15 protein-coding genes are annotated in these 14,417 nt (G+C 65.1%); 8 read left to right on the top strand and 7 right to left on the bottom strand.

All coding sequences use genetic code 11. The features are described from left to right. Positions 1-578: 578 nt before the first annotated feature. The 4 genes from WT97_RS24685 (at position 579) to WT97_RS24670 (ending at position 4,394) form a co-directional block, all read left to right on the top strand. The gene (locus WT97_RS24685; RefSeq protein WP_060036738.1) at positions 579-1,796 is read left to right on the top strand and encodes a DUF2863 family protein; all 1,218 of its coding nucleotides are present in this window, start codon (positions 579-581) and stop codon (positions 1,794-1,796) included. A gap of 209 nt (positions 1,797-2,005) precedes the next feature. Then, entirely contained in the window at positions 2,006-2,848 is an 843-nt protein-coding gene (locus WT97_RS24680; RefSeq protein ID WP_060354580.1) for a response regulator transcription factor, read from the top strand. A 76-nt stretch (positions 2,849-2,924) separates the two neighbouring features. After that, positions 2,925-3,599 carry an energy-coupling factor ABC transporter permease gene (locus WT97_RS24675; protein WP_011545801.1) on the top strand — a complete coding sequence of 225 codons (675 nt, stop codon included), beginning with the start codon at positions 2,925-2,927 and terminating at the stop codon, positions 3,597-3,599. Between the two features lie 138 nt (positions 3,600-3,737). Beyond that, positions 3,738-4,394 (top strand): BspC domain-containing protein, encoded by a 657-nt coding sequence (locus WT97_RS24670; protein WP_059825086.1) that lies wholly within the window; start codon positions 3,738-3,740, stop codon positions 4,392-4,394. Between the two features lie 83 nt (positions 4,395-4,477). On the opposite strand, the gene WT97_RS24665 is transcribed toward WT97_RS24670, so the two are convergent. Together WT97_RS24665 and yaaA are read right to left on the bottom strand one after the other, a co-directional pair. Then, positions 4,478-5,632 (bottom strand): M14-type cytosolic carboxypeptidase, encoded by a 1,155-nt coding sequence (locus tag WT97_RS24665; protein WP_059499261.1) that lies wholly within the window; start codon positions 5,630-5,632, stop codon positions 4,478-4,480. A 132-nt stretch (positions 5,633-5,764) separates the two neighbouring features. Then, on the bottom strand, positions 5,765-6,547 hold the full coding sequence (yaaA, locus tag WT97_RS24660) for a peroxide stress protein YaaA (protein WP_059499260.1): 783 nt from the start codon (positions 6,545-6,547) through the stop codon (positions 5,765-5,767). 57 nt (positions 6,548-6,604) lie between these two features. On the opposite strand from yaaA, the gene WT97_RS24655 reads away from it, so the two are divergent. Further along, positions 6,605-7,102 (top strand): putative toxin-antitoxin system toxin component, PIN family, encoded by a 498-nt coding sequence (locus tag WT97_RS24655; RefSeq protein WP_059499259.1) that lies wholly within the window; start codon positions 6,605-6,607, stop codon positions 7,100-7,102. Between the two features lie 28 nt (positions 7,103-7,130). Further along, positions 7,131-8,303, top strand: coding sequence for a pyridoxal phosphate-dependent aminotransferase (locus WT97_RS24650; protein ID WP_060354579.1), 1,173 nt, complete (start codon positions 7,131-7,133; stop codon positions 8,301-8,303). A gap of 42 nt (positions 8,304-8,345) precedes the next feature. On the opposite strand, the gene WT97_RS24645 is transcribed toward WT97_RS24650, so the two are convergent. Beyond that, a complete protein-coding gene (locus tag WT97_RS24645; RefSeq protein WP_059499257.1) occupies positions 8,346-9,002 on the bottom strand; it encodes a glutathione S-transferase in 657 nt (218 codons plus the stop codon). Between the two features lie 202 nt (positions 9,003-9,204). Here WT97_RS24645 and WT97_RS24640 point away from each other — a divergent pair, with 202 nt between their 5' ends. Beyond that, the gene (locus tag WT97_RS24640; protein WP_059499256.1) at positions 9,205-9,996 is read left to right on the top strand and encodes an oxepin-CoA hydrolase, alternative type; all 792 of its coding nucleotides are present in this window, start codon (positions 9,205-9,207) and stop codon (positions 9,994-9,996) included. A 219-nt stretch (positions 9,997-10,215) separates the two neighbouring features. After that, entirely contained in the window at positions 10,216-10,908 is a 693-nt protein-coding gene (locus tag WT97_RS24635) for a glutathione binding-like protein (protein WP_059499275.1), read from the top strand. Positions 10,909-10,955: 47 nt separating this feature from the next. Here the strand turns inward: WT97_RS24635 and WT97_RS24630 are convergent, their stop codons facing one another. The 4 genes from WT97_RS24630 to WT97_RS24615 are packed head-to-tail and all read right to left on the bottom strand — an operon-like array spanning position 10,956 to position 14,278. Beyond that, complete coding sequence (locus tag WT97_RS24630; protein WP_059499255.1) at positions 10,956-11,432, bottom strand: MaoC family dehydratase; 477 nt, start codon at positions 11,430-11,432, stop codon at positions 10,956-10,958. Then, positions 11,429-11,890, bottom strand: a complete 462-nt coding sequence (locus tag WT97_RS24625; RefSeq protein WP_059499254.1) for a MaoC family dehydratase — start codon at positions 11,888-11,890, stop codon at positions 11,429-11,431. Before WT97_RS24625 ends, WT97_RS24630 begins: the two co-directional genes overlap by 4 nt. Positions 11,891-11,928: 38 nt before the next feature. Then, on the bottom strand, positions 11,929-13,062 hold the full coding sequence (locus WT97_RS24620) for an acyl-CoA dehydrogenase family protein (protein ID WP_060354578.1): 1,134 nt from the start codon (positions 13,060-13,062) through the stop codon (positions 11,929-11,931). Between the two features lie 19 nt (positions 13,063-13,081). Then, entirely contained in the window at positions 13,082-14,278 is a 1,197-nt protein-coding gene (locus tag WT97_RS24615) for an acyl-CoA dehydrogenase family protein (RefSeq protein WP_059499252.1), read from the bottom strand. Between the last annotated feature and the right edge of the window lie 139 nt (positions 14,279-14,417).

Here is a 14,417-nt window from a genome sequence, read left to right as displayed (position 1 = left end):
ACTCTTCAGTTCAAACCTGTTACTGTTTTCGGTTCAGTTAAGAACCGGTCGCTCACTCAAAGCTGACAGGAATATGAATCACTTCATAAACCTGACTTACTTTAGTGTGAGACTCTTGATACTTTTGCTATCTGATCCGAGGATCAGCTCGCTTTCATCAAGCGCCCACACTTATCGGCTGTTAATTTTTAAAGAGCATTCTGCGAGGGATCCTGAAGTTTCCCGGCAGCGCTGCGTTTTCAGCAGCAGAGAAGCGAGATTATGAACCGTGTTTCGCAGCGCGTCAACAACTTTCTGCACGACATCGTTGCGACTGCGGGGCCATCTTCCTGCGCCGTCGGGCTCGTTACTCCGAACCCCAACAGCACTGCTTCCCTTCCTCCCGCGCCGCGTTTCCGTTAGCGCGAAAGAGGCGTGATTCTATTCAGCCCACACCGTGAGCGCAAGGGGTTTGAAGCAACTTTTTTACAAACGCCGGAATTCGGCCGTCCGGCCATGCCTGGGCACAATGCCGCTTATGGTGCAAAGAACGGACTAGAATGTGAGGTTCTTCGCCTCTTTCTATATACGTCTTTAATATGCGCCAGCGAATCGCCAAACGCCTCCCCCCCGATGCCGACAAACTGGTCGGTCTGTCACTTGCGCTCTTCGCGTCGGGCAGCCGCATCGAGGATCGCTTCTGGGAAGCGAAGCTCGATGCGCTGCTCGCCAAGATTGTCCGCAACGGCAATCAGACCACGCTCGACGCCGCGCTCGACCATCTTCAGCAAAATCATCCCGACGCCTACGGCGCGCTCGCCGACATGGCCGAGACGCACAGCGAGTCGATGATGATCGAACACGACGGCCAACCCTACGATGCGCTGCTGGTCGCCGTCCCGGTTCTCGCCTGGACGCGCTACATGATTCCGTCGGGCCCGCTCAAGAGCGACGTTGCCGACGCGCTGCGAACGCACCTGCAGGCGCATGTGCTCGCGAACGGCACCCTCGTCGGCCTCGCACCGTTCCTCTACAGCATCGACCAGTTGCCGCGGCATCACGTGGAAACCTATCGGCTCGCTCAGCAACTCGCCCATGCGGCGATCGGCCAGCAGCCCCCGAAGCTGAGCTTCGGCGATCTGCCGGAAACCTCACCGATCCTGGCCGATCCGCGCTTCCTGCTGGCGGTCGTCGCCGCGCCGGCCGGCTCGCCGCTGTTCCGCTGGCAGGAGGAAGAAAACGGCAGCCGGATCGAGCGCGGCCAGTGCCTCGAACAATGGACGGCTCAAGGCGGCCCGAACCTGTCGATCGCGTTGCCCGGCTGCGAGTTCGAATGCCTGCTTCCGGACGCGTACTACTCGGCCTGTCGCGATGCGGACGAACGCGTGCGTCCGCACACCGTCCGAACGGCCATTCGTTATCTATTCGACACACTTGGTGCGGCGCCGCAGGAGTTGCGCGCGGTGGTCGCCGGCTTCGGCGAACGTCGTATCGACGAGTATCGCGTCGGCTTCACGCGGCGTGCCAGCAACGACGTGATCTACGGCGTCGTGTGGCCGCTCTACGGCCGTGAAAACGGCGACGTATCGATCGACAACGCGACGCTCGAAGGCGAAGCCCCGATCGAAGGGCCGCTCGAGGAAATCGTGAGCCTGCTGAAAGAATGCGGCGTAACCGACATCCGCCGGCACGCGGGTCGCTTCGAACCCGAATACTGCGACGACTGCGGCGTGCCACTTTACGCCGATCCGCTCGGCGAAATCGTCCATGCGGAAATGCCGGAAGACGCGTCGCCCGCCCAGCCGCACTTCCACTGACCCACCCCGCAGGCCTCGATGGCCTGCCCTGCTTAAAGCCGCTTCCGGTGCCTACCGAAGCGGCTTTTTTCTTATCCGACGCCGGTCGTCCAAAATTTCGAACTTTTCCTAAGCCTTTCAGCCAAGCAGACATCGTGTAAGGTCTTTGTCATTATCGGGGCCAGCTAATACCCGACAGCAGTGAATGACTCACTTTACGGAGGTTGAATATGCGGTTCTTGGTACTTAACTCAGACGCCGAACGGCGTGACGGACTGAAGACCCTGTTGCGGCAGATCGACCGGCACGCCAGCATCAACGATGCGCCTGACGGTTTCCAGGCGCGCCGGCTGCTGCGCACCCAGCGTTTCGACCTCGTCGCGATCGACTGGCTGGACGTGGGTCGGCTCAGCGAGCTTCAGGCACTCGGCAACGCGTGCTCGCCGACACCGGTCGCCGTTCTGGTCGACGACATCTCGCCCGACGCCATCCAACGCTTCTTCAATTACGGCGTCGCGGGCGTGATCCCGCACTCCACGCGGCCGCACCTGATCGTGCGAGCGCTCGAGATCGTCCTGCTGGGCGGATACTACATTCCGCCGATCGCCCTCAGCCTGCTGCCGTCCACGGCGACGGCGACGGCGCGCCACGACGCCCATTTCCAGACGCTCGCCGGCTCGCTGCCCCGGCGCCCGCCGAGCGGCCTCCTGTCGCCGCGCCAAGCGCAGATCATGCGGTTCGTCCACATGGGCAGCACGAACAAGATGATCGCGCGTACGCTCGGCATCAGCGAAGGCACTGTGAAAATCCACCTCGCGAGCATCTTCCAGCAGCTCGGCGCCGCAAACCGCGCCGCCGCGGTCGCGATCTACAACGGCTGGCTGTCGCCCCATCTCGAGGTGCTGCTGGCGAACCGCAACCGCGCCCGCAAGCCGGCCGTCGGCGAACACGGCCCGGCTCCGCTGCGTACGCAACGGCACGACCATCCGTACCCGTTGCCCATCGCGAATGCCGGCACGCAGGACCTGCCGCTCGCCGCCGAGCCGCCGGCACGGTTCCGGCGCGGACGCTAGGCAAACAGTCTCGATATTGCGACGGTCGGGCATGCGCAGGCTCCCACCTTTGATGCTCAACGAGTAATATGGACGCATGGGTTTTCTTTTCACACCGCTTCCGCTCTGGGTTGGCATCGGTGGCTGGATCGCCGCCGTGGCCCTGCTCGCGCTCGCGATCTGGAATCGCCCCTTCGTCCGTCTGCAAGACGCCACGCTTCAGCACGTGTGGCTTGCGCTCGTCACTGCGATCACGGTCCTGTGGGCCTCGAACGCATGGCTCGAAGATGGCATCGTCATGCATCTGCTTGGCGCAACGCTGCTCGTCACGCTGTTCGACTGGACACTCGCACTGGTCGCCATGGGCGCCGTCACGGCGATTGCCGCGGTCATCTTCGATGCACCGTGGCAAGGCATCGGCTTGACCTATCTGATCTACGGTGCGTTGCCTGTCGGCGTGTCGGCGTTGCTGCAACGCGCCGCGCTCGCGTGGTTGCCGCACAACCTCGCGTCGTTCATCACCGGGCAGGGCTTCCTGTCGCCGGCCATCGCGATCGTCGCGGTCGCCGCCGCGGCAGCCGGTGTCCAGCTCGCGCTCGCGGACGGCGTGCCCGTCGTGATTCCGGCCGGCTATCTGCTGAACACCGCGCTGCTCGCGCTCGGCGAAGCATGGTTCACCGGCATGGCAACGGCACTCATCGCCGTCTATCGCCCTGCGTGGGTCACGACCTTCGACGTCCGGCGCTACCGCCTCGGCGGCCCGCGCGCCTGAATTTCCTCCGGATCGGCTCGGCGCACCCGCATACCGACGGGCTTCCGCGGCGCGCGCCGAATACGTCACCTACTGCCGCACAACTTTTTTACGCTAAGATTGAACTCCTGTTCTTCATCGGGCATCTATACGTGCCCGATGTCTCCTTCGCTCCTCACCAATAACCAGATGGACAGCTCACCTGCCTCGCTCCGGATTTTCCGGGCGCTCGGCAAGCTGGCAGCCTGTATCGCGGGCCTGTCGCTTGCGCTTCCCGCTCCGGTATTCGCCGACCTGCTCGACCAGCGCTCCGAACTGATCAACAAATTCGTCAACGAGATGCATGCCGATCCGCTCGCTGCCGATTGTGCGGCGCACGGCAGCTTCATCGCCAGCACGTCGACGGCCTTCGACCGAGTCGACTTCGCGCCGAATGCATTCGACAGCGGCAACGCGACGATCACGCCGTGGAACGACTCGTTCGACCAAGGCAAGCAGCGCGTGAAAGTCGACAATATCGTCACCGTCGACGGGCTCGGCATCCACAGCGACGGCAGCGATCCGACGCCGCTGAAATTCCGTTGCGGCTATGTCGGCCAGCAAATGCTCGCGTTCAGCTGGAACGATCCGGTTCCGCCGCTGAAGCCGCGCGTCGAGCGTTCGTCGTCTTCGACGAAGAAGTTCAAGGGCAAGTCGCACCGCGGCAAAGCCAAGGCGAAGGCATCGGGCCGCACCGGCAGCAAGAAGGCCGTCGCAACGAAGAAATCAAGCGGCCAGCACAAAGCCGTGAAGAAAAAAACCGCGAAGAAGTCCTGATACGGCGGAGCGGCAACGACAGCAGCAGAAAAGCCGGCGCATCGCGAGATGCGTCGGTTTTTTACATGCGACGACGGCTGCGCTTACGCGAACGTGTCGACGTGCACCAGGATCGCGGCCAGCATCGCCGCACCGAGCGCCGCGCTGCGCTCCCCGTTCCAGCCGACGCGCTCGTCGGGGAGGTTCGCGTTGTCCTTGAACGGCATTTCGAGCGTCAGCGACAGACAGCCGAACTGGTGGCCAATGTACTTCGACGCGAGCTTCAACGCATCTTCCTTGTACTTGCTCGCCGCGTAGCCATGCTCGGTCTGGAAATCGGGGCTTGCGACCTTGAACGCGTCGATGAACGCAGCCTGCTCCTTGCCCTGCTGCTCGGTAAAGCTCGGCAGCATCTCCGAGCCGGCGACGAACACGTACGGAAGATCCTCATCGCCGTGAATATCGAAGAACATGTCGCAGCCGATCGCATGGATCGCGTCGCGCACGGCCAGCACCTCGGGGCTGCGCTCGGCATCGGGCGCCATCCACTCGCGGTTCAGGTTCGCGCCGGCCGCATTGGTGCGCAGGTTACCGTGCACACTGCCGTCCGGGTTCATGTTCGGGACGATGTAGAACGTCGCGCGATCGTAGAGTTTGCGCGCCACCGGATCGCCGGCCCAGTCGCCCCAGCCGGCCAGCCGCTTGACCAGGCCTTCGACGAACCACTCGGCCATCGACTCGCCCGGATGCTGGCGCGCGATGATCCACACCTTCTTCTTCGGCGCACCATCGGTTTCCGGCGTGCCGAGCGTCAGCAGCGACATCGGACGGCCTTCGACCGTGCGGCCGAGCTCGACGACGCTCGCCTGCGGCAACTGCTGGACCGCGCCGAGAAACGCCGCGTGACGCTCTTCCGAGTACGGTTCGAAATACGCGTAGTAGATGCTGTCGAACTCCGGCGTATGGTCGATGGTCATCGTCTTGCCGTCGAACGTCGTCGGCACGCGGAACCAGTCGACCCGGTCGTAGCTCGCCACCGCGTGGTAGTTGCGCCAGCCGGACGGATACGCGCATTCGGCTGCGTTCTCGAACGTCATCACGCATCGCTCGCCGCGCGCTCCCGTCAAGCGGTAGTAAAACCATTGCGCGAATTCCGAACGATTGTCGCCGCGCACGCGCAGCCGGATTGCATCGGGGCGGTCGCACGACACGACGTCGATTGCGCCTGCGTCGAAATTACTGGTAATCGAAAGGGCCATCTATCTCTCCTTTGTCGACCGGAGTTAGCGCTTCAGCGCTTACCTCCGGTCCCATGCGAAGCCCGAAGCAGACGGTATCCCGCCCATCCAGTCTCATGCATGCGCAGGCCGTCTCGTGAACGGCCCGCAGGGTCACTCGCCGACGCGCCGGCGATATACGTAAGTCGAATCGTTCGATGCGGCCGCATCGAACGCATAGCCTTCGGTCGCGAATGCCTTCAACGCCTTCGGGTCGGCGATACGGTTCTCGACGACAAAACGCGCCATCAGGCCGCGCGCGCGTTTCGCATGGAAGCTGATGATCTTGTAGCGGCCGCCCTTCCAGTCCTCGAATACCGGCGTGATGACCGGTGCGGCCAGCAGCTTCGGCTTGACCGACTTGAAGTATTCGGTCGACGCGCAGTTGATCAACACGCGCGCGGCGCCGCTGCGCGTCTCGAGTTGCTCGTTCAGCGCCCGCGTGATGCGGTCGCCCCAGAACGCATACAGATCCTTGCCGCGCGCGTTCGCGAACCGCGTGCCCATCTCGAGCCGGTATGGCTGCAGCAGATCGAGCGGACGCAGCAGCCCGTACAGGCCCGACAACACGCGCACGTGCTGCTGCGCATAGTCGAGATCGGCGGACGACAGCGATTTCGCGTCGAAACCCTCGTAGACGTCGCCATTGAACGCCAGCACGGCCTGCTTGGCGTTGGCCGGCGTGAACGTCGGCGACCAGTCGGCGTAGCGCTGGAAGTTCAGGTGCGCGAGCGGATCGGAGATATCCATCAGCGTCGCGATGTCCTGCGGCGACAGCTTGCGCAGGCCGTCGATCAGCTCCGATGCGTCGTCGACGAATGCAGGCTTCGTGTAAGACTGGACGTGCGGGGGCGTATCGTAGTCGAGGGATTTGGCGGGAGAGAGAACGATTATCATAGAGGCTCGCTGGCACGCCGTGCCTTGCGGTCAGACGAAAACCTCCGATTGTAACGAATGGCCCGCTCTCTCGCCCCGCATGCCGCACACCGCGTCGTGCTCGACTCGAACGTCTGGATCGACATCCTCGTATTCGACGACCCCGCTACGCGCCCGATCCGTGCCGCGCTGGAGCACGGCATGCTTGCCGCCGTGATCGACGGCCGCTGCCTGACCGAACTCGAATACGTGCTCGACTATCCGCAGTTCCAGTCGCGTGCGATCGACAAGGCCGACGCGCTCGCCACGGTCGCCCGGCTCGCGAGCCTCGTCGAACCACCGCCCGTCGACGCCGACGCGCCGCCGCTGCCGAAGTGCAAGGACCGCGACGATCAGAAATTTCTCGAACTCGCCCGCGCCGCGCAGGCCGAGTGGCTCGTGTCGAAAGACCGCGCGCTGCTGAAGCTCGCGAAGCGCACCGCACGCGACTTCGGTTTCAGGATCGCGCAACCCGCGCCGTTCGTGGAAGCCTGCGCACTCGACGCCGCGCCGCCCGCCACGGCGACGCCCGCCTGACGCAACCCATCCGAATCCGACCGTATCGATGAACGCTCCTTCAGATATGCCAACGACGCCCGTTTTCCCCTCGCGCCTGCCGAACGTCGGCACGACGATCTTCACGGTCATGAGCGCGCTTGCCGCCGAAAAAGGTGCGGTGAACCTCGGCCAGGGTTTTCCTGATTTCGATTGCGATCCGCGCATCGTCGATGCGGTCGCAACCGCGATGCGCAACGGGCACAACCAGTATCCGCCGATGGCCGGCGTCGCGCCGCTGCGCGACGCGATCGCCGACAAGATCGCGCAGGTGTACGGCCGGCGCTACGATCCGGCCACCGAAATCACCGTGACGGCCGGCGCGACACAGGCGCTGCTGACGGCGATCCTGTGCGCGGTGCATCCGGGCGACGAGGTGATCGTCGTCGAGCCGACCTACGACAGCTACTTGCCGTCGATCGAGCTCGCCGGCGGCAAGCCCGTGTTCGTCACGCTGGAAGCGCCCGACTACGCGATCCCGTTCGACCGCCTCGCGGCAGCGATCACGCCGAAAACGCGGATGATCATGATCAACACGCCGCACAACCCGACGGGCACCGTGTGGCGCGAGGCGGACATGCGCAAGCTCGAGGACATCGTGCGCGGCACCAACGTGCTGATCCTGTCCGACGAAGTCTACGAACACATGGTCTACGACGGTGCGCGCCACGAGAGCGTCGCGCGCTACCCGGAACTCGCCGCGCGCAGCTTCATCGTGTCGAGCTTCGGCAAGACCTACCACGTGACGGGCTGGAAGGTCGGTTACGTCGCGGCACCTGCCGCGCTGACCGCGGAATTCCGCAAGGTCCACCAGTTCAACGTGTTCACGGTGAACACGCCGATGCAGATGGGGCTCGCCGACTATCTGCGCGACCCGGCGCCGTACCTGTCGCTCGCGGGCTTCTATCAACAGAAGCGCGACTTCTTCCGGGCTGGCCTCGAGCGCACGCGCTTCAAGCTGCTGCCGTGCACGGGCACGTACTTCCAGTGCGTCGATTACTCGGCGATCAGCGACCTGCCCGAAGCGGAATTCTCGAAATGGCTCACGTCGGAGATCGGCGTGGCCGCCATTCCGGTGTCGGCGTTCTATCACGAGCCGCACGAGTCGGGCGTCGTCCGCTTCTGCTTCGCGAAGCAGGAAAGCACGCTCGCGTCCGCGCTCGATCGGCTGGCTCGCCTGTAAGCGCCGCACGGGCGGCCGCGCGCCGCCCTTCGGGAACCGTGCTTACGAACGTGCGACGTTCGCCGCTTCGACATACGCCTTGCGCTCGGCTGCCACGCGTTGCGCGGCCGGGCGTTCACCCACCGTCTTCGCGTGTGCCTTCCAGTCGATGCCTGCCTCGAGCAGGAAGTCGCGGCCGAATATGGCCTTCGTCGCCATCCCGATGACCGGCAGATGAACCCACGCGGCAATGTCCGCGAGGCCGAACGATTCGCCGAGCGCATACGGCGAAAACCGCGTCATCTGCTTGAATGCATCGATCGCGCGCGGCAGCCGCTTCTCGACGTGCGCCTTCATCCCGTCGCTCACCTTCCCGCCGAAAAACGCTTCCGTGTACACCTCGCGCGCCGTCCATTCGAGATACAGCTCGAGCGTCTCGACCAGTTCACGCACCTTCGCCGCCGCGAACGGGCTCGCGGGGAAAATGCCTTTTTCGGGATAGCGCGCCGCCAGGTACTCGACGATCACCTGCGACTCGAACAGCGCCCCCTCTTCGGTCTTCAGGAACGGAATCTTGCCGAGCGGCGAATCGGCAAGCCGGGCCGGATCGCTGATCGGCAAACCACACGCCGCCTCCTCGAACGGAATGTCGTGCTCGAGCAGGACGAACTTCACCTTGTTGTAGTAGTTGGACAACGGAATACCGCACAGCTGTAGCATTGGCGTCTCCTTCCTTGCTGAAGCGCGGCCGCATCGACGCCGGCCGCATCGGGATTCATCGCGCTGAAAAGCACGTTCGTGCTAGTCTAAAGCAAGTCGTGCGTTCGTCACGACAACATTACCTCCGCTGCGGCGTCAGTTCCGCCCGTCCGCGCGACACACGCGGCGGCGCCGCCGCGCCACCCGATGGAGACACACTCGCATGAGTGCTGAACTGCTGGCCTCGCGTCCGCCCGAAAGCGAATCGACGCTCGTCCTCACGCTGTCCAATCCCGGCGCGCGCAACGCGCTGCATCCCGACATGTACGCGGCCGGCATCGAAGCGCTCGCCACCGCCGAGCGCGATCCGGCGATTCGCGCCGTCGTGCTGACGGGTGCCGATCGTTTCTTCTGCGCAGGCGGGAACCTGAACCGGCTGCTCGAGAATCGCTCGAAGGATCCGTCCTTCCAGGCCGACAGCATCGATCAGCTCGCGGCATGGGTCACGGCGATCCGCGCGTCGACGAAGCCGGTGATCGCAGCCGTCGAAGGCGCCGCGGCCGGCGCGGGCTTCTCGTTGGCGCTCGCGTGCGACCTGATCGTCTCGGCACACGACGCGAAATTCGTGATGTCGTATGCGCGCGTCGGTCTGACGCCCGACGGCGGCGGCTCGTGGTTTCTCGCCCGCGCGTTGCCGCGTGCGATCGCGGCCGAGATCCTGTTCGAAGGCAAGCCGGTGGCCGCCGAACGGCTGCATGCGCTCGGCGTCGTCAACCGGCTTGCCGCGCCCGGCTCGGCACTTGGCGACGCACTGGCATGGGCCGACGCGCTCGCCGGCATCTCGCCGAATGCGCTCACGCGCATCAAGTCGCTGCTCGACGACGCGACCGCGCAACCGCTGGATGCGCACCTCGGCACCGAGCGCGATCATTTCGTCGCGTCGCTGCATCATGCGGACGGCCTCGAAGGCATCACTGCCTTTCTCGAGAAGCGCCAGCCACGCTACAAGCGCTGATCCGCCGCGTCGGCCTTCGAACCGGCGCCACGCCGCCGCGTCCATCCGATGCGGCCCGTCGCCGCCGCGCGCAACGTCGCGGCGCTCTCCGGGCCGGCCGCGCATGCGCGTCGGCGCGCGCGTTTCCGTCGCCAGCAGCCCGTGTCGATCCATGCTCTAATGACCGCCTGTCGCGGCGCCGCCGGCGCCGTTTTCGCGCTTGCCATACAGGAGTTGACGATGATCGACGTCTATAGCTGGGCGACCCCGAACGGCCACAAAGTGCACATCATGCTCGAGGAAACGGGCCTCGCGTATCGCGCGCATCCGGTCGATATCGGCGCGGGCGACCAGTTCGAGCCCGAGTTCCTGAAGATCAGCCCGAACAACAAGATCCCCGCGATCGTCGATCCGGACGGCCCCGGCGGCCAACCGATCTCGCTGTTCGAATCGGGCGCGATCCTGATCTACCTCGCGGAAAAGACCGGCAAGTTCCTGCCGACCGATCCGGCCGCGCGCTATGCGACGCTCGAGTGGCTGATGTTCCAGATGGGCGGTGTCGGTCCGATGCTCGGGCAGGCGCACCACTTCCGCCTGTATGCGCCGGAGAAGATCGAATATGCGGTCAACCGCTACACGAACGAAGCGAAGCGCCTGTACAACGTGATGGAAAAGCGCCTCGGCGAATCCGAGTATCTCGCGGGCGATGCGTACACGATCGCGGACATTGCGACGTTCCCGTGGACGCGCTCGTGGCAGAACCAGGGCATCGTGCTCGACGAGTTGCCGAACGTGAAGCGCTGGCACGAGGCGATCGCCGCGCGACCGGCCGTGCAGCGCGGCGTCGAGGTGCTCGCGTCGATGCGCAAGGCGCTGCAGGACGACAAGGCGCGCGAAGTGCTGTTCGGCGCAACGCAATACGCGAAACGCTGACGAGCGTATGACGAGCGGAGCGGCATTCGTGCATGCCGCTCCGTGCGTCAGAAGTAATGCAGCGTGATGAACTCCGCCGCGCATACCGGCAGCGGCGCGTCGGGGCGCTCGACCTGCATCGACACCGACCACGTCACCTGGATGCCGCCGCGTGCGGCGTCGGCGGTTTCCTTCACCGCGAACAGCGCACGCACGCGCGCCCCGACCGGCACCGGCTTCAAGAACCGCACGCGGTTCAGCCCGTAGTTCACGCCCATCTTTTGCTCGAAGCGCATTGCGTCGGTCATCAACGCGGGAATCAGCGACAGCGTCAGGAACCCGTGCGCGATCGGCCCGCCGAACGGCGACTCGCGTCGCGCGCGCTCGGGGTCGACGTGAATCCATTGATGATCGCCGGTCGCGTCGGCGAAACCGTCGACGCGCGCCTGATCGATCTCGCTCCAGCCGCTCGCGAGCGGCTCCGCACCGACTCGCGCCCGCAACGCCTGCGCCGATGCGATCAGCGGCAAGGTCACGTCAGTCATGGGTTCGCGCCCCCCGGATGGCGCAGCCCGAAAATCACCTTGGTCTGGACGGTGATCACCGTCTCGCCGGCTTCGTTCACGCCGACCCATTCGGTCGACACGATGCCGCGATCGGGCTTGCTCTCCGACACGCGCTTGTCGTGCACCTTCTGGTACATCGTGATCGTATCGCCGGCGCGGACCGGCTTCAGCCAGCGGATCGAATCGATGCCCGGCGAGCCCATGCTGGTCGAATCCGATCCGAGCTTGCGGACCAGCAGGCTCATGAACACCGAGCACGTATGCCAGCCGCTCGCGACGAGGCCGCCGAAATGCGATGCCTTCCCCGCTTCCTCGTCGACATGGAACGGCTGCGGATCGTAGCGCTTCGCGAACGTCTTGATGTCGTCGGGCTCGAACGTGTAGCGGCCCACTTCGGTCGTACTGCCCACCACCAGGTCTTCGTAACTGATGCCCACGGATAAGTCTCCTTGTCTGGCGCGCTCGCGCGTCGCCGTCATGCTACGTCGGTCTGCGCAAAATCGGGCAGCGCCGCGATGCGGGCGAGGTGATGATCGGTATCGCCGAGCGTCGTCTCGATGATCGACAGCCGCTTGAACAGGTGCGCGGCGGCCACTTCGTTGGTCACGCCCATACCGCCGTGCAACTGGACGGCCTGCTGGCCGACGAAGCGCGCGGCCGCGCCGACCCGCGCCTTCGCGGCCGACACGGCCTTGCGCCGCGCATCGGCATCGCCGTTCGCGTAGCGCACCGCCGCGAGATAGGTCAGCGAACGCGCCTGCTCGGCATGAATCAGCATGTCGACCATCCGGTGCTGCAGCGCCTGAAAACGCGCGATCGGCACGCCGAACTGCTCGCGCGTCTTCGTGTATTCGACCGTCGCGCGATTCAGTTCGTCGAGCGCGCCGACCGCTTCCGCGCACAGCAGGAAAGTCGCGTAATCGGCGATCTGCTCGAGTGCCGCCGCGTCGCGCGCACCGCCCGTCAGCAGTCGGGCCGGCGTGTCGTCGAACGCGATCGTCGCGGCACGCTGGCCGTCGATGGTCCGGTAGTCGACCACCTTCGCGTTGGCCTCATCGCGTTCGACGACGAAGAGGTCGATGCCGCCGCCGTCGACCCGCGCCGGCACGATCCACGCATGCGCCTGGGCGCCGTGCTGAACCACCGACTTGGTACCGGTCAGCCGGTACGTGCCGCCCTGCTCGCGCGCGCGCGTGTCGAGTTCGTACAGGTCATAGCGCGCCCGCGGTTCGTGGAACGCGACCGCCACGCGCTTTTGCCCCTGCGCGATCGCCTCCAGCAGCGCGGCGTCGGCGCCTGCGCCCGAGCCGGCGATCCGCAGTGCTTCGACGCCGACCGCCGTCGCCCAGTACGGCTCGATCACGAGCGCGCGGCCGAGCTCCTGCATCACGACCAGCATGTCGACCGGGCCGCCGCCGAAGCCGCCCTGTGCCTCCGGCACGGGCAACGCGGTCAATCCCAGCTCGGTGAATGCGCTCCACTGCGCATCCGACACACCGGCATCACTGCGCACGATCGCCTGGCGCGCTTCGAAGCCGTATTGCTCGCCGAGATACCGGCGCAGCGCGTCGGCGAACTGCTGCTGCTCATCGGTAAAGCTGAAATCCATGGTTGTCTCCGTTCCCTGATCACAGCCCCAGAATCATCTGCGCGATGATGTTCTTCTGGATCTCGTTCGAACCGCCGTAGATCGACGTCTTCCGGTAATTGAAGTAGTACGCGGCGAGCGGCGCCGCATCGTCGTCGCCCGCGATGCTGTGTTCGCGCTCGCCGTCGAGGAACGGCACGTCGAACGGGGCGGCCAGCGGACCGATCGCTTCGACCATCAGCTCAGTGAGCGCCTGCTGCACCTCGGTGCCCTTGATCTTCAGCATCGACGCCTCGGGGCCGGGCCCCTTGCCGCTCGTCTCGCGGCTGACGACGCGCAGCACCGTCACTTCCAGCGCCATCAACTCGACTTCGAGCGCCGCGACCTTCGCGGCGAACACGGGATCGGCGAGCAACGGCTTGCCGTTCTTGCGCTGATTCGATGCGACGCGCTTCAGGAACGCGAGCTCCCGCTTCGACGCGCCGACGCGCGCGATGCCGGTGCGCTCGTGGCCGAGCAGATATTTCGCGTAGGTCCAGCCGCGGTTCTCGTCGCCGACGAGGTTCTCGACCGGCACCTTCACGTCCTCGAAGAACACCTCGTTGACCTCGTGATCCTCGTCGAGCATCACGATCGGGCGCACCGTGATGCCGGGCGTCTTCATGTCGATCAGCAGGAACGAGATGCCCTCCTGCTTCTTCGCAGCCGGATCGGTGCGCACGAGGCAGAACATCATGTCGGCGTACTGGCCGAGCGTGGTCCAGGTCTTCTGGCCGTTGACGACGTAGTGATCGCCGTGGCGCTCGGCGCGCGTGCGCAGCGACGCGAGGTCGGACCCGGAACCCGGCTCCGAATACCCCTGGCACCACCAGTCCGAGCCGTCGAGAATACGTGGCAGATAGCGGCGCTTCTGCGCTTCGCTGCCGTATTTCATCAGGACCGGCGCGACCATCGACACCCCGAACGGCAACACGGTCGGCGCACCGATCCGCGCGCACTCCTCGTCCCAGATGTGTCGCTGCGTCGCGTTCCAGCCCGGGCCGCCATATTCGACCGGCCAGGCGGGCGCGGACCAGCCGCGCTGGCCGAGAATCCGGTGCCAGCTCGCGAAGTCTTCGCGGTCGAGTCGTTTGTGATCGAGTACCTTGGCGCGCAGCGCGTGAGGCAGGTTGGCCTCAAGCCAGGCGCGGACGTCGGCGCGGAACGCGTCGTCGGCGGGGGAATAATCCAGATCCATGCGCAGTGTCTCCTGTCGACCGGAGTGAGTGCTTCAGCACTTACTCCGGTCCCATGCTTCGCGGTCGATCAGCATCGGCGCTTCAGCGCTTACTCTGATCCCATGCAAGGCTCGCCGCGACCGTCCGGCCCGGCAAGGA

Source organism: Burkholderia sp. MSMB1459WGS (assembly GCF_001534535.1).
Taxonomy (GTDB): Bacteria; Pseudomonadota; Gammaproteobacteria; order Burkholderiales; family Burkholderiaceae; genus Burkholderia.
This window is presented reverse-complemented; position numbering and strand designations above follow the sequence as displayed.